The sequence below is a fragment of the Bradyrhizobium sp. CB82 genome (assembly GCF_029714405.1).
Taxonomy (GTDB): Bacteria; Pseudomonadota; Alphaproteobacteria; order Rhizobiales; family Xanthobacteraceae; genus Bradyrhizobium.
Genome location: NZ_CP121650.1, coordinates 6,296,899 through 6,321,796, shown reverse-complemented (window position 1 = coordinate 6,321,796; position 24,898 = coordinate 6,296,899). Strand labels below are relative to the sequence as shown.

Annotated in this window: 17 protein-coding genes and 6 pseudogenes; 12 read left to right on the top strand and 11 right to left on the bottom strand. The window is 63.8% G+C overall.

The window, feature by feature from the left end; all coding sequences use genetic code 11:
* The first annotated feature begins 58 nt into the window (after positions 1 to 58).
* The 4 genes from QA640_RS30695 (at position 59) to QA640_RS30680 (ending at position 5,656) form a co-directional block, all read left to right on the top strand.
* Positions 59 to 1,783, top strand: coding sequence for an FAD-dependent oxidoreductase (locus QA640_RS30695; RefSeq protein ID WP_283036588.1), 1,725 nt, complete (start codon positions 59 to 61; stop codon positions 1,781 to 1,783).
* Between the two features lie 221 nt (positions 1,784 to 2,004).
* Complete coding sequence (locus QA640_RS30690; RefSeq protein WP_283036587.1) at positions 2,005 to 2,958, top strand: hypothetical protein; 954 nt, start codon at positions 2,005 to 2,007, stop codon at positions 2,956 to 2,958.
* A gap of 322 nt (positions 2,959 to 3,280) precedes the next feature.
* Positions 3,281 to 3,979 (top strand): isochorismatase family cysteine hydrolase, encoded by a 699-nt coding sequence (locus QA640_RS30685; protein ID WP_283036585.1) that lies wholly within the window; start codon positions 3,281 to 3,283, stop codon positions 3,977 to 3,979.
* An 18-nt stretch (positions 3,980 to 3,997) separates the two neighbouring features.
* Entirely contained in the window at positions 3,998 to 5,656 is a 1,659-nt protein-coding gene (locus QA640_RS30680; RefSeq protein WP_283042936.1) for a regulator, read from the top strand.
* Between the two features lie 224 nt (positions 5,657 to 5,880).
* Here QA640_RS30680 and QA640_RS30675 read toward each other — a convergent pair whose 3' ends face one another.
* The 8 genes and pseudogenes from QA640_RS30675 to QA640_RS30640 form a co-directional block, all read right to left on the bottom strand.
* A complete protein-coding gene (locus tag QA640_RS30675) occupies positions 5,881 to 6,705 on the bottom strand; it encodes a carbohydrate ABC transporter permease (protein ID WP_283036584.1) in 825 nt (274 codons plus the stop codon).
* On the bottom strand, positions 6,702 to 7,640 hold the full coding sequence (locus tag QA640_RS30670; RefSeq protein ID WP_283036583.1) for a sugar ABC transporter permease: 939 nt from the start codon (positions 7,638 to 7,640) through the stop codon (positions 6,702 to 6,704). Before QA640_RS30670 ends, QA640_RS30675 begins: the two co-directional genes overlap by 4 nt.
* Positions 7,637 to 8,962: a sugar ABC transporter substrate-binding protein gene (locus QA640_RS30665; protein WP_283036582.1), complete on the bottom strand. Its 1,326-nt coding sequence runs from the start codon at positions 8,960 to 8,962 to the stop codon at positions 7,637 to 7,639. Before QA640_RS30665 ends, QA640_RS30670 begins: the two co-directional genes overlap by 4 nt.
* Before the next feature lie 83 nt (positions 8,963 to 9,045).
* A pseudogene (soxA, locus tag QA640_RS30660) lies at positions 9,046 to 9,576 on the bottom strand (sulfur oxidation c-type cytochrome SoxA); the annotation flags it as partial.
* Positions 9,577 to 9,601: 25 nt separating this feature from the next.
* Positions 9,602 to 9,700, bottom strand: a pseudogene (locus QA640_RS30655) (thiosulfate oxidation carrier complex protein SoxZ); the annotation flags it as partial.
* Positions 9,700 to 10,157 (bottom strand): annotated as a pseudogene (locus QA640_RS30650) (SoxY-related AACIE arm protein). The pseudogenes QA640_RS30655 and QA640_RS30650, both read right to left, overlap by 1 nt.
* 35 nt (positions 10,158 to 10,192) lie before the next feature.
* Positions 10,193 to 10,855: pseudogene (locus QA640_RS30645) on the bottom strand (FAD/NAD(P)-binding oxidoreductase); the annotation flags it as partial.
* A 107-nt stretch (positions 10,856 to 10,962) separates the two neighbouring features.
* On the bottom strand, positions 10,963 to 11,355 hold the full coding sequence (locus tag QA640_RS30640; RefSeq protein ID WP_283036581.1) for an SPW repeat protein: 393 nt from the start codon (positions 11,353 to 11,355) through the stop codon (positions 10,963 to 10,965).
* A gap of 254 nt (positions 11,356 to 11,609) precedes the next feature.
* On the opposite strand from QA640_RS30640, the gene QA640_RS30635 reads away from it, so the two are divergent.
* Positions 11,610 to 13,235 (top strand): B12-binding domain-containing radical SAM protein, encoded by a 1,626-nt coding sequence (locus QA640_RS30635; protein WP_283036580.1) that lies wholly within the window; start codon positions 11,610 to 11,612, stop codon positions 13,233 to 13,235.
* On the opposite strand, the gene QA640_RS30630 is transcribed toward QA640_RS30635, so the two are convergent.
* Entirely contained in the window at positions 13,216 to 14,604 is a 1,389-nt protein-coding gene (locus QA640_RS30630; RefSeq protein ID WP_283036579.1) for an MFS transporter, read from the bottom strand. The two genes, QA640_RS30635 and QA640_RS30630, sit on opposite strands and share 20 nt — an antisense overlap.
* Before the next feature lie 167 nt (positions 14,605 to 14,771).
* On the opposite strand from QA640_RS30630, the gene QA640_RS30625 reads away from it, so the two are divergent.
* The gene (locus tag QA640_RS30625; RefSeq protein WP_283036578.1) at positions 14,772 to 15,836 is read left to right on the top strand and encodes an isocitrate/isopropylmalate family dehydrogenase; all 1,065 of its coding nucleotides are present in this window, start codon (positions 14,772 to 14,774) and stop codon (positions 15,834 to 15,836) included.
* Between the two features lie 298 nt (positions 15,837 to 16,134).
* Here QA640_RS30625 and QA640_RS30620 read toward each other — a convergent pair whose 3' ends face one another.
* Complete coding sequence (locus QA640_RS30620; protein ID WP_283042935.1) at positions 16,135 to 16,878, bottom strand: SDR family oxidoreductase; 744 nt, start codon at positions 16,876 to 16,878, stop codon at positions 16,135 to 16,137.
* A gap of 137 nt (positions 16,879 to 17,015) precedes the next feature.
* Between QA640_RS30620 and QA640_RS30615 the strand changes: the two genes are divergently transcribed.
* The 5 genes and pseudogenes from QA640_RS30615 to QA640_RS30600 all read left to right on the top strand — a co-directional run.
* Positions 17,016 to 17,786, top strand: coding sequence for a methyltransferase domain-containing protein (locus QA640_RS30615; protein WP_283036577.1), 771 nt, complete (start codon positions 17,016 to 17,018; stop codon positions 17,784 to 17,786).
* Between the two features lie 196 nt (positions 17,787 to 17,982).
* Positions 17,983 to 18,996 carry a DctP family TRAP transporter solute-binding subunit gene (locus QA640_RS30610; RefSeq protein WP_283036576.1) on the top strand — a complete coding sequence of 338 codons (1,014 nt, stop codon included), beginning with the start codon at positions 17,983 to 17,985 and terminating at the stop codon, positions 18,994 to 18,996.
* Between the two features lie 326 nt (positions 18,997 to 19,322).
* Positions 19,323 to 19,559: pseudogene (locus tag QA640_RS48385) on the top strand (TRAP transporter small permease); the annotation flags it as partial.
* A 285-nt stretch (positions 19,560 to 19,844) separates the two neighbouring features.
* On the top strand, positions 19,845 to 21,128 hold the full coding sequence (locus QA640_RS48380; protein WP_349253755.1) for a TRAP transporter large permease subunit: 1,284 nt from the start codon (positions 19,845 to 19,847) through the stop codon (positions 21,126 to 21,128).
* Between the two features lie 196 nt (positions 21,129 to 21,324).
* A pseudogene (locus QA640_RS30600) lies at positions 21,325 to 21,579 on the top strand (alkyl sulfatase C-terminal domain-containing protein); the annotation flags it as partial.
* 144 nt (positions 21,580 to 21,723) lie between these two features.
* Here the strand turns inward: QA640_RS30600 and QA640_RS30595 are convergent.
* Positions 21,724 to 22,794: a glycosyltransferase family 4 protein gene (locus tag QA640_RS30595; protein ID WP_283036575.1), complete on the bottom strand. Its 1,071-nt coding sequence runs from the start codon at positions 22,792 to 22,794 to the stop codon at positions 21,724 to 21,726.
* A 307-nt stretch (positions 22,795 to 23,101) separates the two neighbouring features.
* Here QA640_RS30595 and QA640_RS30590 point away from each other — a divergent pair, with 307 nt between their 5' ends.
* The gene (locus tag QA640_RS30590) at positions 23,102 to 24,865 is read left to right on the top strand and encodes an ABC transporter ATP-binding protein (protein ID WP_283036574.1); all 1,764 of its coding nucleotides are present in this window, start codon (positions 23,102 to 23,104) and stop codon (positions 24,863 to 24,865) included.
* Positions 24,866 to 24,898: the final 33 nt, after the last annotated feature.

The following is a 24,898-nucleotide window of genomic DNA, read 5'->3' as shown; positions in this document are numbered from 1 at the left end:
CCTGGGGCCAACCGGGCGAGTATGACTGCGTCATGCTTTGCCCGGGGCATTCCGCCGCATGATGCCGGCGCATGAGACCTACGACGTCATCGTGATTGGCGCCGGCGCCGGCGGCATGACGGCGGCAGCCGTCGCTGCCGCCGAAGGTCTGCGTGTGCTGGTGATCGAGAAGACCGCGTTCGTCGGCGGCACCACGGCCTGGTCCGGCGGCATGGTCTGGATTCCAGCCAATGCCCAGATGAGAGAGGCGGGGCTCTCGGACAGCGTCACGCATGCCGTGCAATATCTTGCGAGCACAGTGCCCGAACCCGGCAATGCTGGCTTGCGCGCTGCGTTCCTCGCTCGCGGGCCGGAGGCGATTGCCTATCTCGAGGCCAACACTGAAGTTCGCCTCCAGCCGGTGAAAGCCTATCCCGACCACTATCCGGAGCGGCTGGGCGCGACCGCCGGCGGGCGCGTGCTGGAGCCGGTGGCGTTCGATGGCACAAGATTGGGTGCCAGTTTCGCCCGGCTGCGGCCGCCGTTGCCCGAGTTCATGCTGTTCGGCGGCATGATGGTCAACAGGCTCGACATCCCGCATCTGCGCAAGCTCGGAAAGTCGTTCCGCTCGACGCTGTGGTCGCTGCGGCTGATCTCACAATATGCGCTCGAACGGCTGCGCTCTCCGCGCGGCACCACGTTGCATCTTGGCAACGCGCTCGCGGCGCGGCTCTACGCCTCGCTCAGGGCGAGGCAGGTCGAGATGCTCTTCAGCGCAGATGTCCAAGACCTCGTCGTTGCGGGTGGCCGTGTCAACGGCGTGACCATCCGCCATGGCTCGCGCGACCGCACGATCTCGGCGCGCCGCGGCGTGGTGCTTGCAACCGGCGGCTTCTCGCATGATGCGCCCTTGCGCAAGCGCTTCTTTCCCACTGCCGCGGGATATATCTCGGCGACCACTCCCGCCGCCACCGGCGACGGGCTTCGGCTTGCGACCGCAGGCGGTGCCACGCTGAACTTGGAGGCCACGAGCCCGGCCTATTGGGTGCCGGCCTCGCTATTCCGCCGCGCGGACGGCAGCCGCGGCGTGTTCCCGCACATGGTGACGGACCGCGCCAAGCCGGGCGTGATCGCCGTCAACGCGGCCGGCCGGCGTTTCGTCAACGAGGCGCAGTCGTACCACGAGTTCGTGCTCGCGATGTTGCGCGACGGCAATGGCGAGCCCGACCGGCCCTTCTACCTGATCTGCGACCGCAACTTCCTGTGGACCTACGGCCTCGGCCGCATCAAGCCCTTCACCTGGAGTTACCGCCGCTACGTCAGGAGCGGCGAGCTGATCGAAGCCGAAAGCATCGCGCGTCTCGCTGAGCGGATGAGCATCGCGCCGTCCTCACTCGCCGCGACCATCGCCGACTACAACGCCCACGCGCCCGAGGGCCGTGATCCCGAATTCGGCCGCGGCAGCACCATCTATCAGCGCCATCTCGGCGATATCAACCGCAAGCCCAACCCCTGCGTGGCGCCGATCGAGCGCGCGCCGTTCTTCGCAATGCGCATCTATCCCGCCGATCTCGGCACCGCCATCGGCATGAAGGTCGACGCCCATGCCCGCGTGCTGCGCGAGGACGGCGCGCCGATCGCGGGCCTCTATGCCTGCGGCAACGATATGGGCTCGATCATGAACGGCAACCATCCCGGGCCCGGCATCACGCTGGGGCCGGCGCTGACGTTCGGGTATATTGCCGGGCGGCATCTGGCTGAGGGTGCGACGGTCAGCACGAGCGCCGCCGCGGCGTCGGCCTGACCATCTGCTCCGCCGTCACATGCACCGGCGAAGTCGATATCGCTGGCCGGATCCGTATTACTCCCGCTAGAGCATGATCCGGAAAAGTGTGAAACGGTTTTCCCTCGCGACAAATGCGGAATGCGTTTACGTGGAGATCATGCTCGAACAATAACCTAAAGCGCGACGACGATTCATCTCAATCTCATCGCGCTTTAGTCAGGGCTGCAAGGGAGGCCACTATGACGGCACAAGCGTTCGACACCGAGATCACTGAGACCGACAGCGCCCTGATCGGGCCATGGCGCCAGCCACGCCAGATGCTCCAGGCGCAGGTCTATGATGCGCATGCCTCGATCCACGACGATGCGACCGCGCAAAAGCTCGGCTTCAAGGGCGGCACCATCGAAGGCCCGACGCATTTCAGCCAGTTTGCGCCGCTGGGTGCGCGGCTGTGGGGACGGGCCTGGTTCGAAACGGGATGCCTCTCCGCGCATTATCGCAACGCCTGCTTCGAGGGCGAGGAGGTGCAGGGGAGCTTGTCGAAGCCTCTGGCCGGCACGAGCCACTGTCAGATCCAGATGGTCAAGCGCGACGGCACCGAAGTGTTGCGTGGCTCGGCCTCAGTGGGTGATCCGCAGGTTGCGACCGCGCTCGAGACGCGTCTCATCGAGCTCAAGCCGCTCGTCGATCCCGTCATCCTGCGCGACGTGAAGGTGGCGCAGAGCAGCAAGCGTCAGGCCGTGCGCATGGGCCTCGACCAGAACATGGGCGACCTCTATCCGTTCTCGCTGCGGCAGAAGCTCGCCGTCATCACTGAGAATTCGCCGTACTATTCGAGCCCAGAGAACCCTTGGGGCAGGGCGATCATCCCGATGGAGATGCTCAGCGTGCTCTTCCAGTACCGTGCCAAGGACGATCCGCTTCCGACTCGGGGACCGGCCGTCGGCTTGTTCGCCGACCAGGAGATACGCCTGATCAAGGGTCCGCTCTTCGTCGACGAGGAGTACGAAGTCGAGCGCGAGGTGGTCGCGCTCTCCGGCAGCCGCCGCACCGAAAGCGCCTGGGTGAAGACACGCGTGTTCGACAAGGCGGGCACGGTGGTCGCGACCATGCTGCTCAACATGGCGACGATCAAGGACTCGTACGCGCCGTATGAGGCGGAGTATCGCAAGCTGTATGGGAGCGCACGGTAGGGGCCTCCGCTTATCATTCCGGGGCGACGCGAAGCGTCGAGCCCGGAATCCATTTCGCCGTTGCGCTGCGGCCCGATGGATTCCGGGCTCGCGACTTCGTCACGCCCGGGAATGACGTGCGGAGAGAGCTTCATTCTGCGCTCATCCTTTGAGCAGATGCCCGTCGCGAAGCCGTCGCACAGGGAATGAGCAGACGAGGGTTCCCAGCATAACGCGCTGAAAGCGCAACGAAATCCGACGCACGCCTCGGACCACCGCTATTGTACACAATGGCACGACGCTTGCAGAACTCTCCTGACAGGAGTTCTCGCGAGGGGCGTGCATGTTGAACTCAGCGAAGCCGACACTTGGCGTCATCGATGCCGAGCCCGAGCCGATCAAGCTCGACTGGTCGACCACTGCGCTTCTCATCATCGACATGCAGCGCGACTTCATGGAGCCCGGCGGCTTCGGCGAGACGCTTGGCAACGACGTCTCCCAGCTGGCACGCGCGGTCGAGCCGATCGGCGCCGTATTGGCCGCGGCGCGCGATACCGGCATGCTGGTCATCCATACGCGCGAAGGCCATCTGCCCGATCTGTCCGACGCGCCGCCTGCGAAGGTCGAGCGCGGTGCGCCATCCCTGCGCATCGGCGATCCCGGGCCGATGGGGCGCATCCTGATCCGCGGCGAGGCCGGCCACGACATCATCTCCGAGCTCTATCCGCTCGATAGTGAGGTCGTGATCGATAAGCCCGGCAAGGGCGCGTTCTACGCCACCGAGCTCAGCGACGTCCTGGAGAAATACGGCATCGAGAATCTCCTGGTGTGTGGCGTCACGACGGAAGTCTGCGTCAACACCACCGTGCGCGAAGCCAACGACCGCGGCTATCGCTGCGTCGTCATCTCGGACGGCTGCGCGTCCTACTTCCCCGAGTTTCACGAGATGGGCCTGAAGATGATCAAGGCCCAGGGCGGAATCTTCGGCTGGGTCGCAAGCTCGGCCGCAGTGCTGGAGGCGTTGAAGAGTTCGACCATTTAGGGGATCACCATGAGCATCATGACGGGGACGGCCGGCAAATCTGAGATCGCCAAGTCCGAGTTCAAGCCGGCACTGTGGACATCGGGCGACTGGAACGCGTTTTTCGGCTTCGGCACCAACATCCTCGTCAACATGCTGGTGCTCACGGGCCTCTTGCGCTTCGTGCTGAAGATGCCGGACAGTCTCGTGTTCGGCCGCATCCTGCCCGCGCTCGGGCTGATGATGTGCCTGTCGACCTTCTATTATGCCTTCCTTGCGTACCGGCTGGCGCTGAAGACCGGTCGCAGCGATGTCTGCGCGCTGCCTTCGGGCGTCAGCGTGCCGCACATGTTCATCGTCACCTTCGTGATCATGCTGCCGATCACGATCAAAACCGGTGATCCTCTGAAGGGCTGGTCGGCCGGCCTGGTCTGGGTGTTCTTCCAGAGTTTCATCCTCATGATCGGCGGCTTCGTCGCGCCGTTCATCCGCAGGATCACGCCGCGCGCGGCGCTGCTCGGCACGCTCGCGGGCGTCTCCATCACTTTCATCTCGATGCGGCCGGCGCTCGAAATGTACATGACGCCGCAGATCGGCCTGGTCTGCTTCGCGATCATCCTGGTGAGCTGGTTCGGCGGCGTGAAATATCCGAAGGGTATCCCGGCAGGCCTCGTCGCGATCGCGGTCGGCATGGTCATCGCCTGGGGCTCGAACCTGTTCGGTCTTGGCCTCGGCGGATTGAGCCTGAAGGGCGTCGGCGATGCCTTCGCCAATTTCGGCTTCTCATTGCCTCTGCCCGCCGTGGGCTACGTGTTCTCAGGCTTCGAATTCCTCGGCGTCATCCTCGTCACTGCGATCCCCTTCGGCATCTATGACCTCGTCGAGGCCATGGACAATGTCGAGAGCGCGGAAGCCGCCGGCGACGAATATCCGACTACGCGCGTGCTCACCGCCGACGGCGTCGTCAGCCTGATCGGCTGCCTGATGGGCAATCCCTTTATCAACGCCGTCTATATCGGTCATCCCGGCTGGAAGGCGATGGGCGGCCGCATCGGCTATTCGGCTGCGACCGGTGTCATGGTGGTTGTGCTGTCCTGGTTCGGCATCATCTCGGTGCTGCTGGCGCTGGTGCCTGTGGTCGCGATCTCGCCGATCCTGCTCTATATCGGCATGCTGATCGGCGCGCAGGCGTTCCAGACCACGCCAGTCAAACATGCGCCGGCGATCGTGCTGGCGCTGACGCCGCATCTTGCGGCCTGGGCCAAGCTCCAGATCGATACCATGCTGGGCTCGACCATGATGGCGGCGCAGAGCGTGGGCGGGTTGGCCGCCGACAAGGCCAACGCGGTCAAGGCTGCCGCGATCGCCGCACTGCCGCAGCAGGGCGTGTTCTATCACGGCCTCGAAGTGATGGGCGGCGGCTCGATCCTCGCCGGCCTGATCCTGGGCGCGATCGGTGTCTTCATCATCGAGCGCGACTTTGAGAGAGCCTCGGCCTTCGCGCTGGTCGGTGCGCTCCTCACCTATTTCGGCTTCATGCATGGCGAAGCTGTTGGCGTCGGCGGCGGCTTCGGCGTCACGCCGGCAGGGGCGCTCTCCTATGCGGTGATGGCCGCCGGCCTGTTCGCGCTCGGCCGCCTCGGCACCAGCGAGCACTATGCTGCGCACCCGGAGATGCACGCCGCGCCGGCGGAGTAGGCGTCCACCTTAATCCTGACGGAACGGCCGGGGGATGTCCCGGCCGTTTCCTTTTGGCCAGGGCCAGCTGACTCGGTGATTATGTTAAGGCGCCATCTCGGCTGTCTTGCGATGCTCCTGCGCCATTTTCTCGGCAACTTTCGTTGCCGCCGCTGTGATACAAGCGCACCGGTTTGCAGCGACTAAAGCGAATGTCGACGCGCGGGCACCTCTAGGCGCCGCAGCTACCCGCCCTTGACGGCCCCCGCAGTGAGCCCGGCGACGATCTGCCGCTGGGCGAGCACCGTCAGCAGCAGCACGGGGAAGGTGACGATCAGCGCGGCGGCCGCGAGCGGACCCCAGCTCAACTGATCGAACGAGATCATGTTGTAGACGGCGACGGGCAGGGTGCGCGTCTCGCGTCCGGCCAGCACGATGCCGAAGACGAAATTGTTCCAGGAGAAGATCACCGCCAGGATGAAGGCGACCGCGATGCCGGGCCGGGCGATTGGAAGAGCGACGTGGCTGAACACCTGCCAGCGCGTCGCGCCGTCGATCAGCGCGGCCTCTTCCAATTCCATCGGCGTAGTCTCGAAATAGCCAATCATGATCCAGATCACGATCGGGACCGTCACCACGAGGTGGATGATGACCTGCGGCACCAGCGTGCCGAGCAGTCCAAGCCACTGGAACAGCAGGAACAACGGGATCAGGTAGGACAGGCCGGGCGTGATGCGGGCGATCAGGATCACGATCGCGGATTTGTGCGCGGCCATCCGTGCGATCCCGTAGCCGGCGGGAACGCCGACGATCAGCGCCAGCGCGGTTGCGCTGCCGGTCACGATCAGGCTGTTGAAGAAATAGGTCAGGAAGCGGTTGGAGGCGAGCACGTCGGCATAGTTCTTCCAGGCGATATGCTCGGGGATGAACACTGGCGGGTAGGCGGCGTTGTCGACCTCGAATTTGAGCGACAGCGAGGCCATCCAGAGGAAGAACAGGATCGCCGGCGACACGATGACGAACACCGAAAGCCAGAGGCCGATTTGGCCGAGGATCTGACGCGGGGTCATGCGCCCCTCGCGATTTCGGTCCACAGCATGCGCTGGCGCATGTAAAGCATCAGGGCAGCGAGCGCGACGATGAGAAGGAAGAACACCACAGCGATCGCGGAACCGTAGCCGAGGTCGTAGTAGGTGAAGGCGACGCTGTAGAGATAGATGTTGATCGTCTCCGACGCCGAGCCCGGTCCGCCCTGCGTGATCGCGAAGATGATGTCGAAACTTTTCACCGCGTCGATCATCCGGATCATGCCGGCGATGAACAGGAACGGCATGATCAGCGGTAGCGTGATGAAGCGGAACACCTGCCAGAGATTGGCGCCGTCGATCTGCGCGCTTTCGTAAGGTTCGGTCGGGATCGCTGCGAGGCCGCCGAGCACGATCAGCATGACGAGGGGCGTCCACTGCCAGGTCTCGACCAGCACCAGCGAGGGAATGACGGTTGCGGGATGAAACACCCAGAGCTGCGCCGGCAGGCCGACCAGCGACAACAGATAATTCAGCACGCCGAGCTGCGGATGGAACATCATGGTCCAGACCAGCGCGATCGCCACGGGTGTTGCCATCATCGGCATGATGAAGACGCCGCGCAGGAAGCCGCGACCGGGGAATTTCTGGTGAAACACCACGGCTGCGAGCGTGCCGAGGATCAGCGGCAGCACCACCGACAGCACGGTGTAGACTATGGTGTGGCCCACCGACTCGAGGAAGCGCGGATCGCTCGTCAGCCGCAGATAATTGGAAGGCCCGACGAACGTGGTCGGCGAGCCGACTTTCCATTCGTTCAGGCTCATCCAGATCGTGAACAGCCACGGGAAGATGATGATCGCGAGCACGACGACCAGCGCCGGCACAACGAACGGCCAGTAGGACGGTGGCCGCAATTCCTTCTCCGGCGCGGCATCAGATTCTGCCGCGGCCGGAGTTGCTTGTGTCAACGCACTCACGCTTTTTCGCTACGCTCCAGGATCGGCCGGTACTGTTCGTGGGCTTTCTTCAGCTCGGTCGCGGGATCGGCGCCGGAAAGGGTTGCGGTGAGCGCGGCGCCGACGAGATCGCGGAATTCGGCGACCGGGATCACGACGGGCAGGCCGAGCTTGCTGATCTTGGCGGAATCGATCACCGATTGCAGCCACTCCGGCGGCATCTTGACGCCCTTCTGGACCTCGGGATCGTTCAGGATCGAGTTGCGGAACGGCACGCCGCCGCCGGCCTGCAACAGCCGCGCGCCTTGCGTCTTGGACACTGCCCACTGGCAGAGCAGATAGGCCGCTTCCTTGTTCTTGCTCGCGGCGGCAATGCCGAGGCCGTCGCCATAGGTGGCCGAATATTGTCCCTTCGGCCCGGCAGGCACGACGGTGTAGCCGACCTTGCCGACCACGCGCGAGGCGGCCGGATCCTCCAGCGGCGGCGCCCAGCCGACGCCGTCGATCCACATCGCCGAACGTCCTTGCGTGAACGAGGCCATCGACTCCATCCAGTTGAAGCCGGCGACGCCGGGCGGGGCAACCTTGGTCAGCAGCGTCTGGTAGAGCTTCGTCGCTGCGATGGCCTCGGGACCGTCAGTCAGGATGTTGCCCTTGGCATCGAGGAATTCACCGCCATAGTCGAGGAAGAAGTTGGTCCACAACGTCATGTTGGCGTTGCGCAGGCCGCGCCCGACAAAGCCATAAGTGCCTTCCTTGGCATCGGTGAGTTTCTCGGCGGCGACGACCATCTCGTCCAGCGTCTTGGGCACCGCGACGCCCTTCTTCTGGAACAGCTCCTTGTTGTAGTAGAGGATGAAATAGTCGACCGACCAGGGCAGCGACAGCATCTGGCCCTTGTCGTTCTTGCCGTATTGCAGGCCGGCGGCCGAAAAATCGCTCTCGATGAGATCGGGCGCGGTCAGCGTCGGATCCTTCATGAAGGGCGTGATATCGGCGAGCCAACCGGCTTTCTCGAACTGCCGCTTCTGCACGTGATAGCTGAGATGCACGACGTCGAAGCTCGGCCGCCCCGAGGTGAGTTCGATGACGCACTTCTGGCGCTGCTGCTGCTCGGGAATCTGCTCGGATTCGACCTGGATGCCGGTGAGGTCGGTGAACTCCTTGATGTTCTTTTGCAGGTTGTCGCCGCGCGGACCCTTGGCGAGGATCACCTCCAGCTTGGTCCCGGCATATTTCTTCCAATTGACCTCGGCGTGCGCCGGAAATCCGGTCAGGCTGAGCGCGCCAGCCGCGGCGGTCCCCTGCAAAAGCGTGCGGCGCGAGATACGATGGTCAGCCACTTTAACCTCCCTGTGACTCGTTTCTTGGGAGGGGATACTAGCGTCCGCGCCGCGCCTGCCTAGTCCTAATATTCCTCTGCGGATCAAGGCCGCACGGCGGGGCTTTCCATGGGCATGCGGCGCGCCCGCGCCATCAGATAGAGCTCGAGCGCGACCAGCTCGGGCGCGCCGTAGTCATAGGCCTGGGCTCGCACCCCGCTCATGCAGCTCCGCAGCCGGCGCTCCAGCGATCCCAGCGTCTGCCATTCCAGGCGATAGAGCGGATAGCCGGTCGGTTGTCCCTGCGTCACCGGGGCGCCCGCCAGATGCTTGTCGTAGTTGTCGTCATGGCAATTAGTGCATGCGAGGTTGAACTGCCCCTGCCGCCGCATGAAGAGCGCGCGGCCCTGCTCGACGAACGGTTTGAGCTGCGGATCGTCGGCGGCCGTGATCGCGGCCCCGCGCGACTGGCGCGCGACGAAGGCTTCGAGCGCGAGCAGGTCGCGGCTTTCGTAAGGCAGCGCTGTTGCCTGCTGATGGTTGGCGCGGCACAGATTGATGCGCTGGTCGAGCGTGACCGGGCGGGCCTGCGTCTTGTCGAAGGCGGGATAGCGCGCGGCGACGCCCTTCATGGTCTCGCGGGTCGCCGGCCGCCGCGCGGCGAAATCCGGTCTCCATGATGTGCGAGGTCAGCGTCCGGATCTCGATGACATCGCCGCGCTTCGCTCGTGCTGGAACGTTGATCAGGGCGGAAGCCATCAGTTCACCTCCTCGGTGCAGGCGGCGAGCGTCACGACGACATCGGCTGCGACTTGCCAGAAGGAATCGTTTGATAGCCGCGCGATCGCGACAACCTTCTGGCTGTCCGCGAGCCGGATGCGGGTCGAGACCTGCGCACGCCCGGCCCATGGGCCGAGATGAAAATTGCCGATATTCGGCTGCGGATTCTTTTCATTGAAGACGTGGATGCTCTTGACGTAATCAGTTACCGTCATCGGGCCGCGACGCTGACGATCATCGGCACGGTGTTGCCGTTCTCGACCAGCGGCGGAATGTCGAGCCTGACCTTGCCGGTGCGCAGTTGTGCTTCGCCGACGACATTGCGGATCGCCATGCCGAGCATCGCGGGCGTCGCCTCGAGCGGGCGGATCGCGGCGATGGGGATCGTCCCGGCGGCGACCGTGAAGCCCAAAAATTGTCGGCGTGTGCTTGGCATTCCCTGTCCTAAAGCATGATCCGGAAAAGTGTGAAGCGGTTTTCCGGGAAGTCCTTGGCGTCCAGGATCAGAACCTTCGAGCGCGGCTTCTTCGCTTTCAGATAATGCGCGATCAGGCTGGCGCGCTCGTAAGGCGCCGGCGGGCAGCGCGACGGATTGGCGGGTACCGCGATTGCGACCACGCCGCCATCATCCATGGCCTCCAACTGTCTGCGCAGGAGCAGCGTCTGCTCACCGGCCTTCCAGGCATGCGGCATCTTTTGGCTTGCGGCTTGGTCATAGCCGGGCAGGCCGTCGAAATGGAAATCGACGCCCGGCGAGAGCACGAGACGGTCATAGGGAAAGGATGAGCCATCGACCAGCGTGACGCGCCGCGCTTGCAGATCGATCGCGGTTGCGGCCTGCGCGATGACCCTCACGCCATCGGAGGCGATCTTCTCATAGCCGAACTGCTGCGCCTCGATCTCGCGCAGGCCCGCGATCACCTCGTTGCTGAACGGGCAGGCGGTGAAGGTCCTGTTGGGCTCGACCAGCGTGACCTCAGGATTCGCTGCGCTGCGGTTCAGCGCTCGTGCGCAGGCGGTCCCGCCAAAGCCGCCGCCGACCACGACGACGCGCGTAGCGCCCTGCGCGCGCACCAGCGCGGGCAGGGCCAGCGATGCGGCCGCGATGCACCGATGAGGCCCCAAGGCATGCAATCTGTCCGGCTAACGGAACCGTTTCAAATCAACAGTCCGAGGTTGGGCCTGCGAAACAATCCTGCGCCATCGGGAAGAATGTCCCGCGCGCGGTGTTGCGTCGCGCCTTACCGGTGCGCCTTTTCCTGGCCGGATTCCACCGTGACATCGTCCTCCGGATGTCTCTTCTCGTAGTGGAGGAAGAGATCGAGCAGAGCGAGGAGTGCGATGACGATGCCTATTCCGATGCTGATGTGCATGGCGCGGGTATGCGGGAAGCCCAGTAGCCAGGGCGAGGCAATGAGCCAGACCCCCATGAGGACGTTCACCCATTCCTCCCAGTCGCGGTAGGCGATGATCGCGGCGAGGGAGGCAATACCGATGACGGCGCCGGTGATCCAGAGATCGACCTTCCCCGGCTCGTTCGTCAGCCTGAACAGCCAGGGTGAAACGAACAACACGGCGGCGAGAAAAAGATTGTAGAGATCGGGTACGGTTTCGCGCTCTTGCAATTTGCTCATGACGAAATCTCCTCCGCGCGAGGGCATACCGAAGCAAGGTTTCGGCGACCGTCGGGTTCCCTTGGAACAGGCGTAATCCGGGTAGACTTTGGTCGTGGGGCCTGTTCGCAGGTGGCGTCCCTGAGCGCCGGCGGCGTGGCTTGAAGCGTCGTCCAGCGAATGAAGCGACGCAGCAGGCGACAGTTTGTCCGCTTGGAGGGGGTACAAGACGGACGTGCTTTGGTACACTCGGCACGAAGCCTGAGGGGGGTTCCATGAACGTGCCGCGCCGTTGCAATGTGCTCATGCTCTATCCGCTGTTCACGGCGGAGTCGTTCTGGAGCTTCGGCGAATCCTGCAAATTGATGGGCGTGCGGCGCCCCGCAGCGCCCCTGGGGCTGATCACCGTCGCGGCGATGTTGCCCCAAAGCTGGGCTATACGTCTGATCGACTGCAACACCACGCCGCTTGGTGATGACGATCTCGATTGGGCGGATGTGGTCTTCACCGGCGGGATGTTGCCGCAACAGACCGATACGCTGCGGCTGATCGAGCTTTGCCGTGCGAAGGGCAAGCCCGTCGTCGTCGGCGGTCCCGATCCGACATCGAGCCCCCATCTCTACGCGCGAGCCGACTTTCAGGTGCTGGGCGAAGCCGAAGGTGTCATCGACGAGTTCGTCGCCGCCTGGGAGAGTGGCGTGCGATCGGGCGTATTCACTGCGCCGAAATTCCAGGCCGACGTGACCAGGACGCCGGTGCCGCGTTTCGACCTGCTGAAATTCGAGGACTATCTCTATATCGGCGTGCAGTATTCCCGCGGCTGCCCCTTCACCTGCGAGTTCTGCGACATCATCGAGCTCTACGGCCGCGTCCCGCGCACCAAGACGGCGTCGCAGATGTTCACCGAACTCGAGGCGCTGTACCAGATGGGCTACCGCGGCCATCTCGATTTCGTCGACGACAATTTCATCGGCAACAAGAAGTCGCTGAAGCAGTTTCTTCCCGAACTCGCCGAATGGCAGCGCGCGCACGACTATCCCTTCGAATTCTCGACCGAAGCCTCGGTCAATCTCGCCGATGATCAGGAGCTCCTGAACATGATGGCGGCTGCGAACTTCTTCGGCATCTTCGTCGGCATCGAGAGTCCCGACCCGGCGACGCTGGTCGCGATGCGGAAGAAGCAGAACACGCGGCGCAACATTGCCGAGAGCATTCACAAGATCTACGGTGCCGGAATGCTCGTCACCGCCGGCTTCATCGTCGGCTTCGACAGCGAGAAAGTCTCGATGGCCGATGCCATGATCGAATTCATCGAGGAGGCCGCCATTCCCGTCTGCATGGTCGGCCTGCTTTTTGCCCTGCCGAACACGCAGCTGACGCGGCGTCTCGCCCGCGAAGGCCGGTTGCGCCCGAACCACGATTCGGCTGCGTCGACCATGAGCGGCGGCGATCAGTGCACCGCCGGGATCAATTTCGATCCGGTTCGCCCGTTACAGGACATCCTGATGGATTACAGGCAAGTTCTGGAGCGGATCTATGATCCCGCCGCTTATGCGAGCCGTGTCGACCGGTTGATGACGATGCTCGACCGTTCCCGGCAACGTCAGGAGCTCCCCGAGGGCGACATCCGTAACAGGGTGCGTGCGCTGGAAACCGTGCATCGCGTGACGTCAGCCATTCCTGAGGCGCACGGCCCGCTCTGGAAGACCTTCTTGAGTTGCGCCAAGCGCGACACGTCCTCGGCGCGCATTGCGGTCGCGATGATTGCGGCCTATGCGCATCTCGGACCGTTCTCGCGCCGGGTCATCGAAGCCATCGATGCGCGCCTCGCTGCTTTGAACGAGCAGATGCCGCCGATGGTGGCGGCACCTGCGTCACAGCCTATCTCACCGCCAGCCTGAGAAAGCTCATCACGCTGCCGAGCGCGGCGAAACCGGCGCCGAGGGCCAGTGCGGCGGTGGCGCCGTCATGTCCCGCAAGCGCAAAGCAGAGCGCGGCGAGCGCTGCGCCGGTCGTCTGGCCGGTCAGGCGCGCGGTGGCGACGATGCCGCTCGCGCTGCCGCTTCTGTGCGGCGGCGCGCTTGACATCACCGCCTTCATGTTCGGCGCCTGGAAGAAGCCGAATCCCATGCCGCAGATCACCATGCGCCAGATGACGTTGAGGATGGACGGATTGGCCGGAAGCGTTGCCAGGAGCGCCATGCCGATACCGAGCAGCACGAGCCCGATGCCGCCCAAAAGTCCGACTGCATGGCGGTCGGACAGGCGGCCGGCGATCGGCGCCATGATGGCGACGACCAGCGGCCACGGCGTCATGAAGAAGCCGGTCTCGACCTGGGAGCGACCGAGCACGTCCTCGAAATAGAACGGCAGCGAGACGAAGGCGAGGCCCTGCACGGCGAAGGAGCAGACCGCGGTCGCCGCCGACAGCGCGAACATGGGACGACTGAACAGGTCGATCGGCAACATCGGCGCGGGATGGTCGGCGTGCCTGCGCGTCAGGATGAGGCCGATCGCGAGCGCTGCGATCAGTTCGACCGCGACGAGGCGAGGGGAGAGGTTATGCGCCGCGCTGCCGATGCCCGTGATGAACAGGCCGAGGCAGATCGCCGCCAGCACGGCGCCTGCGAAATCAAAGCCGTGATCGGCGCGCGGTGTCTTCGGCAGCATCGCAAATCCAATGCCCATGGCAACGAGGCCAAAGGGAATGTTCACAGCGAACAGCCAGGGCCACGGCCCGAGCGCGAGGATCGCGGACGCAATCGACGGCCCGAAGGTAAAGGCGGTCGCGACCACGAGCGCATTGTGGCCGAAGCCGCGACCCTGCATCCGCCCGGGATAGACGAAGCGCACGAGCGCCGTGTTCACGCTCATGATGCCGCTCGCACCCAGGCCCTGCAGCGTGCGCGCCACGAGCAGGCTCGGCAGCGACCACGCCACTGCGCAGAGCAGCGAGGCGATCGTGAACAGGAGCAACCCGCCAAGATAGATGCGCTGATGCCCGACGATCTCGCCGAGGGCTCCGAGCGGCAACAGCGTGGCGACCAGCGCGATCTGGTAGACGTTGACCACCCAGACCACCTGTTCGGGGCTGACATGCAGATCGGCCGCGATGGCGGGCAGCGCGACATTGGCGATCGCGGTATCGAGCGAGGCCATCGCAAGCGCGGTGAAGATCGCGGCGATCGCCCAGCGCCGGCGCATCGTCGGCAGGCCGTCGGCGATGGGGCGATCGGGCTCCTTCGCGAGCGCAGGTAACGTGATTGTCATTGCCTGCGCTTTGCTCCGGCGTGAGGTGTCGATGTTGCTCCCGGGATGTACTACGGCCGCGCCGCGTGCCACAGGCCTATGCCTGCATACGGGTATGCGCGAGGATGGGGAGGCGATTGCGCGGCATGGCGTATGATCGAGATAAGCTGCCTTGAGGGGATTGACCGATGCAAATTGTGGTTCTGTCGGGTGACGGCATCGGGCCGGAGATCTCGGCCGCGACTTCGGCCGTGCTGCGCGTGGCGTCCGAACGCTTCCAGCTCAACCTGCGGCTGGAGGAGCATGCCGTCGGCCACGCCAGCCTGAAGCAATTCGGTACGACGGTGCGGCCCGAGCTCCTCGACAAGATGCGAGCGGCGGATGGGCTGATCCTCGGCCCGACCGCGACCTTCGACTTCAAGGACGAGGCGCGCGGCGAAATCAATCCGTCGCGTTACTTCCGCAAGAACCTCGATCTGTTCGCCAACATTCGCCCCGCGAGCACTTATGCCGGCAGGCCCGGCCGTCTCGGCGATTTCGATCTCGTCGTGGTGCGCGAGAATACCGAAGGCTTCTATGCCGACCGCAACATGGAACAGGGCAATGGTGAACTGCTGGTCACGCCGGATGTCGTTATCTCGCTTCGTCGGATCACGCGGTTGTGCTGCGAGCGCATCGCGCACGCGGCCTGCCGGCTGGCAATGAGGCGCCGCAGGCATCTCACCGTGGTGCACAAGGCCAACGTTCTCAAGATCGGCGACGGCATGTTCCTGGACATCTGCCGCGAGGCGGCGAAGGGCTATCCGGGCCTTGAGGTCGACGACGTCCTCATCGACGCCATGATGGCGCATGTCGTGCGCAACCCCGAGCGCTTCGACGTTATCGTCGCCACCAACATGTTCGGCGATATCCTGTCGGATCTCACCGCGGAATTGTCCGGTAGTCTTGGCCTCGGCGGCTCGCTCAATGTCGGCGACCGCCACGCCATGGCGCAGGCCGCGCACGGCTCGGCGCCTGACATCGCCGGGCAGGACGTCGCCAATCCGGTGTCGCTGATCCTGTCGGCCGCGCTGCTGCTGGCCTGGCACGAGGAGAAGATCGGCGCGGCGCGTTATGAGGAGGCTGCGCGCGCGATCGAGGAGGCGGTGGCGACCGCGATCGCCCAGGGACGCGCGACGCGCGACATCGGCGGCACTCTGGGCACAGCGGCGATGGGCGCCGCGGTGGCGCAGCTGTTGCACAGCAAGATATAGGATTGATCGCGGGTCGAGATTGCGTTCGTCGCGTTCTGGTTTCGGGGCCTGGCGATCGAAGAAATTCGGTCGGGCCACATGCGTCCCGTTTGAATTCGAACGGACCGGACATTGGCTTCCGCGGCCCCACGCCGCAGGACAAACATTTCCGCAGTGAGCGGGCACCGAAGCGACAAGGCCGCTATTGAGTTGGATCAAACGTTTCCAGGCTCGTTGGCGGGATATTCAGTAATGCGCCCTGCTCGGACACCGACCAAATACGCAAACGTCGCCGCGCCGGCAGGTGCGCTCTCGTCGATCAGAACTGATACCGCCGCAACCCGCCATCGACCGGGATCACCGTGCCCGTGATGTAGCGCGCCACCGGCGAGGCCAGGAACACGGCCAGGGCCGCAAGGTCCTCCGGCTCGCCCCAATAGCCGACCGGGATCTCCTCTTCCGCAAAGCGCTCGCGGTAATCGGGCGCATAGTTGCGGCGGATCTGCTCGCTCATGATGCGGCCGGGCGGGATGCAGTTGATGGTGATGCCATGCTTGCCGATCTCGCGCGACAGGCCCTTGGCCCAGGCGTGCACGGCGGCCTTGGCGGCGAAGGCGGCGTTGAGGCCTTCCGGCTCGGACTTGCCGGTGATGTTGATGATGCGGCCCCAGTTGCGCTCCATCATCTGCGGCAACAGCGCATGCGCGATGCGTCGGTAACTGGTGAAGTTCAGCGCGATCGCCTCGTCCCATTTGCTTTCGGGCGCATCGACCGGCAGCGGACGGCTGCCGCCGGCATTGTTGACGAGGATGTCGACATGGCCGAGCTCCTTGAGTGCAAAGGCGGCCAGCCGCTCGGCGGCGTCCTCCGCCATGACGTCCTGCTCGAATGCCGTGATCAGCCCCGCGCCTGACTCCTGCACGAGCTGGTCGAGCAGGTCCTTGCGCCGCGCTACCGCCACCACGCGTGCGCCTTCGGCGGCAAGGCCCTTGGCGATGGCGCGGCCGATGCCGATGCTTGCTCCCGTGACGACTGCGGTTTTCGACTTGAGCCCGAGGTCCATGGTCACACGCTCTCTTGTTTGCTCTTGTTGTGTTGCGGTTCGTTTCCAACGCGTCCCGGGAGCGATTTGCCCGACCGGGACGAGCAGTGGTAACGAAGAGCCAAGGCGAAGGAAACACGAAAAACAGGTTCGCGAAGATGGTGTGGGATCCGCAGCAATATTTGAAGTTCTCCGGTCACCGCCTGAGGCCCGCGGTCGATCTCTTGTTGCGGATTCCGGAATTTGCGGTCGCGAGCATTGCCGATCTCGGTGCCGGAGCCGGCAACGTCACAAAGCTGATCAGGGAGCGCTGGCCGGGTGCTGCCGTCACCGCTGTCGAGGGTTCGGCTGAGATGGTTGCCGCGGGCCGCAAGGCCGCGCCGGAGGTGGAATGGTCACATGAGGATCTCGGCCATTGGCACCCGACGAAGCGATATGACCTGATCTATTCCAATGCCGCACTGCACTGGCTGCCCAATCATGCGGCACTCTTCCCCTCGCTGATGGAGAAGGTCACCCCCGGCGGCATGCTTGCAGTGCAGATGCCGCGTAATTTTACCGCGCCCTCGCATGTCCTGATCGGCGAGACCGCGTTCAACGGTCCTTGGCGGGCCAAGGTCGAGCATCTCGTCACCCCACCGCCGGTCGAGGGGCCGGCATTCTATCACGATCTGCTTGCGCCCCTGTCGCAGAACATCGACATCTGGGAGACCGAATACCTCCAGGTCCTGGAAGGCGAGAATCCCGTCAAGGAGTGGACCAAGGGCACCTGGCTGACGCGCTATCTCGACATCCTGCAGGGCGAGGAGAAGGCCGCCTTCGAGGCCGCCTATGGCGAGCGCGTCGCAAAGGCCTATCCGAAGAATGCGGCGGGGAAGACGCTGTTTCCGTTCCGGCGGCTGTTCATGGTCGCCCAGCGCAAGGGTTAACTTCGTTCGCCGATGCGACATAAGCGCCCGGCCGCCGGGGCTGGAGCGGGCGCAAACTTGCGTATACAAGAGCCGTCAAGGCGATTTGGCTGCGGCAAATTGGGCTTAGGTCTAGTTGTTCGCCTGGTGGTTTGCTGCCACTACTGACCGGAAAACAAAAAAAGAACCGGCTTTAGAGGTTGTTGGGAGGTACTTAATGCGCAAACTGCTGCTTGCGGCCGCTGCGGCCGTGCTCGTCTCGACGTTCGTGTTGGCGCCTGCCGCCGTGCAGGCCCAGAGCCCGATCGTCATCAAGTTCAGCCACGTCGTCGCCAACGATACACCCAAGGGCAAGGGCGCGCTCAAGTTCAAGGAGCTCGCCGAGAAATACACCGACGGCAAGGTCAAGATCGAGGTCTATCCGAACTCCTCTCTCTACAAGGACAAGGAGGAGATCGAGGCGCTCCAGCTCGGGTCGGTGCAGATGCTCGCGCCCTCGACCGCGAAATTCGCGCCGCTCGGGGTGAAGGAATTCGAGGCGCTTGATCTGCCCTGGCTGTTCAAGGACGACGAGACCTACGCCAATGCGATGAAGGGAACGGTCGGCAAGTGGCTGTTCCAGAAACTGGAGGCAAAAGGCATCACGGGTCTGGCCTATTGGGACAACGGCTTCCACATGGTCTCGTCCAACCGTCCGCTGATCAAGCCCGCCGACTTCCAGGGACTGAAGTTCCGCATCTCGGGCTCGAAGGTCGCCGACCAGTATTTCCGCCTCGTCGGCTCGATCCCGCAGATCATGGCGTTCTCCGAAGTCTATCAGGCCCTGCAGACCGGCGTCGTCGACGGCTGCGAGAACACGGCCTCGAACTACCTGACGCAGAAGTTCTACGAGGTGCAGAAGGACATCACCGTGTCTTATCACGCGCATCTGCAATACGCCGTGATCGTCAACTCGAAATTCTGGGCGGGGCTGCCGCCGGACATCCGTGGCCAGCTCGAGAAGGCGATGTCGGAGGCGACCGACTACACCAACTCGATCGCGCGCCAGGAGAACGAGGACGCGCTCGCCGAGATCAAGAAATCGGGCAAGACCACGCTGCACTACCTCTCCGATGCCGACCGCAAGGCGTGGCAGGAGGCGATGCAGCCGACGTATAGATGGGCCAAGGGCCGGGTCGGGCAGGAGGTGCTCGATCTCGTCGCCAAGGAACTCGACGTCAAGATGAACTGACACGGCCTGGCGTAGAGCAACAACAAGAACGGTCGGGAGTGAACGCACTCCCGGCCGTTTCAGTCTGATAAGGGGGACTTGATTTGCTTCGCGTGCTAAATCGTGCGCTCGATCACCTCGAGGAATGGCTGATCGCGACGCTCATTGCGGCGGCAACGGGCCTGATCTTCATCGCGGTGCTGCATCGCTACGGCACCGGGGAGTCGATCGCGCTCTCCAGATGGGCCGCCGCGCACGGGCTAACCTGGCTCGCCGCGATAGCGCAGGGCCTGTTCACCTTCTTGTCCGAGCTCGACCTGTCCTGGGCGCAGGAGCTCTGTATCTACATGTTCATCTGGATGGCGAAGTTCGGCGCAGCCTATGGCGTGCGCACCGGCATCCATGTCGGCGTCGACCTGCTCGTCAACCGCCTGCCCGAACATTCGCGCAAGCATGTGATCCTGTTCGCGCTGCTCTGCGGCGCGATCTTCACCGGCATGATCGCGGCCTTCGGCGCCTCCTTCGTCGGCGAGATGTTCCACACCGGACAGCAGTCGAACGATTTGGAAGCACCGATGTGGATCGTGTATCTGGCTATCCCGCTCGGCTCCGGCCTGATGTGCTTCCGCTTCCTCCAGGTCGCCTGGTTCTATTTCTGGACCGGCGAGCTGCCGCATCACGACGAGACCCATGTCGAGGGCATTCAGGCCGGCGCTTCGCCTGCGCTGCATCCGCAGCCGGCGGGTGCTGTGACAAAAGCGGCTTCGCGAAAGGTTTCGCCGCTCGGCGTGATCCTGATTTTGGCACCGATCCTGATCTTCGCGCTGTGCCTTGCCGAAAAGTCCGGCGTCATCGTGCTGCCGCAGTGGATGCGCGCTGCCACGGTGTTTGCGCTGCTGATCGCGCTGATGCTGACGGGCATTCCGGTCTCGATCGCGCTCGGCCTCACCGTGATGACGTTCCTGTTCACGCTGACGGCGGTACCGATCGAAGCGGTCTCGATGAAGCTCTTCACGGGCATCGAGAGCTTCGAGATCATGGCGATCCCGTTCTTCATCCTGGCGGGCAATTTCCTCACCCATGGCGGCGTGGCGCGGCGCATGATCAATTTCGCGACCTCGCTGATCGGTCACTGGCACGGTGGCCTCGGGCTTGCCGGCATCGTCGCCTGCGCGATGTTCGCGCTGGTGTGCGGCTCGAGCGTCGCCACGGTGGCCGCGATCGGTGCGATCGTGCTGCCCGAAATGGTCCGCCACGGCTATCCCATGCGCTTCGGTGCCGGCATCATCACGGTCGCCGGCTCGCTCGGCATCCTGATGCTGCCTTCGATCCCGAAGATCGTCTATGCGGTCTCGACCAATACCTCGATCGGCGCGCTGTTCGTCGCGGGCCTTTTGCCCGGCATGCTGTTGACCACGATGCTGTGCATCGTGACCTGGTGGCTCGCGAAGAAGCGCGACTATCCGCGCCTGCCAAAGGCGAGCTGGGGCGAGACGGTGCGCACGTTCCGGGAGAGCATCTGGGGATTGATGCTGGTCGTCATCATCATCGGCGGTATCTATAGCGGCCTGTTCACCGCGACAGAGGCGGCCGCGATGGCAGCGGTCTATTCCTTCTTCATCTCGGTCTTCGTCTACAAGGCGATCGGGATGAAGGACGTGCCGCGCGTGCTGCTGCGCGCCGCAAATACCAGCGCGATGCTGCTCTACATCGTCACCAACGCGGTGCTGTTCTCCTTCGTGCTCTCCAACGAGAACCTGCCGGCGACGCTCGCCGACTGGATCGCGGCGCAGAATCTCGGCTGGGTCGGATTCCTCCTAGTCGTCAACGTGCTGTTGCTGCTCGCCGGCAATTTCATGGAGCCAAACTCGATCATCCTGATCATGGCTCCGATCCTTGCTCCGGCCGCCAAGAAACTCGGCATCGATCTCGTGCATTTCGGCATCGTCATCGACGTCAACATGGAGGTCGGCCTCTGCCACCCGCCTGTCGGGTTAAACCTCTACGTCGCCTCGATGATCGCGCGAATGCGTATCACCGAGCTCGCTGGGGCCGTCATGCCGTGGCTGCTCACGATGCTCGCCTTCCTCGTCGTCGTGACCTACTGGCCTGGCCTGACGCTCTGGCTGCCGAGAGTTCTCGGCATGCATTAGCCAATTGCCGGCGTTGGCAAATCTTCATGGCGGGCAACCAGCAATCCCGAGTTTCGAAAGGCGTGGCTGCCGGGACGGGAACTCGCCGATCCCGAGCCAACCACCATTACCCCCGGTCGAGAACTCCGATACGCCCTGCGCGAGAGCGTCCCACCCTTTCTCGAGAGCACGGTGACATTCAGGATCATCCCGACTCATTCTCAATCTTGAGAATTCCGCGCTCACCTATACCGAGGGCGTGCAGGCGGAGGAGGCCGACGCCAGTTTCACGCTCGCCCGCGCTACGCTCGACGAGGTGATCGCGAAGCTCACGACCTTCCCGGAGGCGGTTGCCGCCGGCAAGATCAAGCTATCGGGCAACGCACTGCGCCTCGCCGAGCTGATGACCCTGATGGACGAATTCCCGCGCATGTTCGAGATCGTCGAGCCAAAGCGCGCGGTGGTGACATAGCCGCGTGCCACATTGTCGGTGTCATCGCCCGAGTTGATCGGGCGATTCAGTATTCCGGAGACGACGCGAGGAAACGAGAGATCGCGGCGTACTGGATTCCCCGCTTTCGCGGGGAATGACAGCGGAGAATGTGGAGGCGTACCGCTACTCCGCGCTGCTCACCAGCTTGATCTTCGGCGCGGTCGCTTCCATCAGGCCGCGGTAGGCGGCGAGATAGTCGAGCGCCATGCGCCTTGCGGTGAAGCGAGTCTCGAACTGCTTGCGGATTGCCGCGCGGCTCAGCTGCGGCAGGCGTCCGACGGCCGCGACCGCGCTGGTCTCGTCCTCGACGACGAAGCCGGTCAGGCCCTCATCGATGATCTCGGGCACCGAGCCGCGATTGCAGGCGACCACCGGTGTGCCGCAGGCCATGGCTTCGATCATCACCAGGCCGAACGGCTCGGGCCAATCGATCGGGAGCAGAAGGCCGAGCGCGCCGCTCAAGAACTCCGATTTCTCGTTGTCGCTGATCTCGCCGATATACTCGACCAGCGGATTGTTCTCGATCAGCGGCCGGATCAGCTCGTCATAATAATCCTGGTCGGCGCGATCGACCTTGGCCGCGATCTTCAGTGGAATGCCGCAGCGGGTCGCGACGTTGATGGCGCGATCGACACCTTTCTCCGGCGCGATGCGGCCGAGCACCGCAAGATAATCCTGCTTTGCGGGCACCGGGGTCAGCAGATTCTCCGGCAGGCCGTGATGAATGGTGCGCACCCAGTTCGCCTGCGGTACGGGCCGACGCTGCGCATTCGAGATCGAGATGACGGGGATGCTGGAGAACGTATTGAACACCGGTTGGTGTTCGGGCAGGTCGAGCCGGCCGTGCAGCGTCGTCAGGAATGGCGTCGGCTGGCGATAGAACAGCGACCACGGATAGTAATCGAGGTGGAAGTGGAGGAAGTCGAATTCCTCGTCGTCGCATTTCTGCCGCACCCGCTCCAGCATCACCATGTGCAGTGCGTTGGGGTCGCGCACCGCGCCGTCGAGGCGCAACGCCTTCGGCCACATTGCGTCGAGCTTGCCCGAGGTATGCGAGTCGCCGCTGGCGAACAGTGTCACGTCGTGGCCAAGCGCCACCAGTTCCTCCGTCAACCAATGCACCACCCGTTCAGTGCCGCCATAAAGCTTGGGTGGAACAGCCTCCGTCAACGGAGCTACCTGCGCGATGCGCATCTCACCATCTCCTTGTCGCGATCATGAAAGTTGAACCCCAGCTCACTTCGGCACCGGCATGCCAGCGAAGGGAACGTTTCCGCATCTGCGAAGTTCCCTCGCGGAAAGGTTACTTATTCGACACGTCGGCAATACGGCGTGAGATGTCCGCAATCTGGTCTTGATGATGTCACGGCGGCTTCTCAGATCGCCTGCATCGTCGTGTCGTGATCGCACTGCAAGGGAACCGGATCGAGCCGGTTGATGTTCACTCAACCAGGGCCGTGCGGGGCACGACTGACAGTTCTTATGACGGGGTGGCAACCATATGGATCATCTGTCCGGCTACGCGAGGCGGCCGTTTGCCTTTGTTTTACGCTATCTTCGCCGGCGGCTCGCGTCGCATCTGGTGATCCTGTCGGCCGTGATCGCCGCGGTTGCCTGCTCGGTGGGCACGCAGTATGGCGTCAAGTCGCTCGTCGACAGCCTCTCCGCCGGCGCATCGCATAGCGGTAGTGTATGGCTGGCATTCGTTTTCCTCATGTCGCTGATTGCCGCCGATAACTTCCTCTGGCGCATCGCGAGTTGGACAGCGAGCTTCACCTTTGTCGGCGTGACCGGCGATCTGCGCCGCGACATCTTCCGCCATCTCACGGGTCATGCGCCGAGCTATTTCTCCGATCGCATGCCGGGTATGCTCAGCAGTCGCATCACCGCAACCTCGAACGCCGTGTTCACGGTCGAGAACATGTTCGTCTGGAACGTACTTCCGCCATGCGCTGCCACAGTTGCGGCCATCCTGCTGATTGGAACCGTGAGTCCTTATATGGCAGCCGGATTGATCGTGATCGCCGGCGGCATGGTAATCGCGATGTTCCATCTCGCCGCGGCCGGCAAGCCGTTGCATGACGACTTCGCCGACAAGGCCGCCGTCGTCGACGGCGAGATGATCGACGTCATCAGCAACATGCCACTGGTGCGGGCGTTCTGCGGCATCGCCCACGAACATCAGCGCTTCGATGCAACCGTGAACCGGGAACTCACCGCGCGGGGCCGCAGCCTGCGCTACCTGGAAAAGCTGCGCCTGACCCACGCCGCGGTCACTGTCGTTCTGACCCTTGCACTACTCGCCTGGGCGATCACGCTTTGGCAAAAGGGCGAAGCCACAACCGGCGAGGTCGTGCTCGTCTGTACGCTCGGACTCTCTATTCTCAACGCGACGCGCGATCTTGCGGTCGCTCTGGTCGACGTCACCCAGCATGTCGCGCGGCTCACGGAGGCGATCGCGACGCTGTTGGTGCCGCATGAATTGCGCGACCACCCCGAGGCCGAACCGCTGGTCAAGCGCGGCGCCGCGATTGCCTTCAACAACGTGACGTTTGGCTATCCCGGAGCGTCGAAGATATTCGAACGCTTCAGCCTGCGGCTGCAACCCGGCCAGCGTGTCGGCCTGGTCGGGCAATCCGGCGGCGGCAAGTCGACGCTGTTCACGCTGTTGCAGCGGTTCTATGACGTCGATGACGGCAACGTCACCGTCGACGGCCAGGATATCGCGCGTGTGACGCAGCAGAGCCTGCGCGAGGCGATCTCCGTGGTGCCGCAGGACATTTCATTGTTTCATCGCTCGGTCCGTGAGAACATCCGCTACGGCCGGCCCAACGCGACCGACGACGAGGTCTTGCGTGCGGCGATCGCGGCGCGCTGCGATTTCGTCGAGAGCATGCCCGAGGGGCTGGATACGATGGTCGGCGACCGCGGAGTCAAGCTCTCCGGCGGCCAGCGCCAGCGCATCGCGATTGCGCGCGCCTTCCTGAAGGACGCGCCGATCCTTCTGCTCGACGAGGCCACCGCGGCGCTCGACAGCGAGGCGGAAGAGGCGATCCGCGAGGCGCTGTCGCGTTTGATGCGAGGCCGCACGGTGATCGCGATCGCGCACCGGCTGGCAACCTTGCGCAACTTCGACCGCGTGGTGGTGTTGAAGGCCGGCAAGATCATCGAGGACGGCTCGCCCGATCGCCTGATGCAGAACCACGGGCCTTACCGCGAGCTGGTCACGCAGGAGATGAATCGGCTCTCGAAGTTCGCCGCGTAAGTCGTCAGTCGCGTTCAGGTCGATTGCGTTTTG

Excerpts from the sequence above, each read along its gene's own strand:
- QA640_RS30595 (WP_283036575.1), bottom strand. The coding sequence starts at position 22,794 with ATGCGCATCGCGCAGGTAGCTCCGTTGACGGAGGCTGTTCCACCCAAG.
- QA640_RS30615 (WP_283036577.1), top strand. The coding sequence starts at position 17,016 with ATGGTGTGGGATCCGCAGCAATATTTGAAGTTCTCCGGTCACCGCCTG.
- QA640_RS48380 (WP_349253755.1), top strand. The coding sequence starts at position 19,845 with ATGCGCGCTGCCACGGTGTTTGCGCTGCTGATCGCGCTGATGCTGACG.
- QA640_RS30695 (WP_283036588.1), top strand. The coding sequence starts at position 59 with ATGATGCCGGCGCATGAGACCTACGACGTCATCGTGATTGGCGCCGGC.
- QA640_RS30635 (WP_283036580.1), top strand. The coding sequence starts at position 11,610 with ATGAACGTGCCGCGCCGTTGCAATGTGCTCATGCTCTATCCGCTGTTC.
- QA640_RS30680 (WP_283042936.1), top strand. The coding sequence starts at position 3,998 with ATGACGGGGACGGCCGGCAAATCTGAGATCGCCAAGTCCGAGTTCAAG.
- QA640_RS30590 (WP_283036574.1), top strand. The coding sequence starts at position 23,102 with ATGGATCATCTGTCCGGCTACGCGAGGCGGCCGTTTGCCTTTGTTTTA.
- QA640_RS30610 (WP_283036576.1), top strand. The coding sequence starts at position 17,983 with ATGCGCAAACTGCTGCTTGCGGCCGCTGCGGCCGTGCTCGTCTCGACG.
- QA640_RS30625 (WP_283036578.1), top strand. The coding sequence starts at position 14,772 with ATGCAAATTGTGGTTCTGTCGGGTGACGGCATCGGGCCGGAGATCTCG.
- QA640_RS30690 (WP_283036587.1), top strand. The coding sequence starts at position 2,005 with ATGACGGCACAAGCGTTCGACACCGAGATCACTGAGACCGACAGCGCC.
- QA640_RS30675 (WP_283036584.1), bottom strand. The coding sequence starts at position 6,705 with ATGACCCCGCGTCAGATCCTCGGCCAAATCGGCCTCTGGCTTTCGGTG.
- QA640_RS30620 (WP_283042935.1), bottom strand. The coding sequence starts at position 16,878 with ATGGACCTCGGGCTCAAGTCGAAAACCGCAGTCGTCACGGGAGCAAGC.
- QA640_RS30630 (WP_283036579.1), bottom strand. The coding sequence starts at position 14,604 with ATGACAATCACGTTACCTGCGCTCGCGAAGGAGCCCGATCGCCCCATC.
- QA640_RS30640 (WP_283036581.1), bottom strand. The coding sequence starts at position 11,355 with ATGAGCAAATTGCAAGAGCGCGAAACCGTACCCGATCTCTACAATCTT.
- QA640_RS30685 (WP_283036585.1), top strand. The coding sequence starts at position 3,281 with ATGTTGAACTCAGCGAAGCCGACACTTGGCGTCATCGATGCCGAGCCC.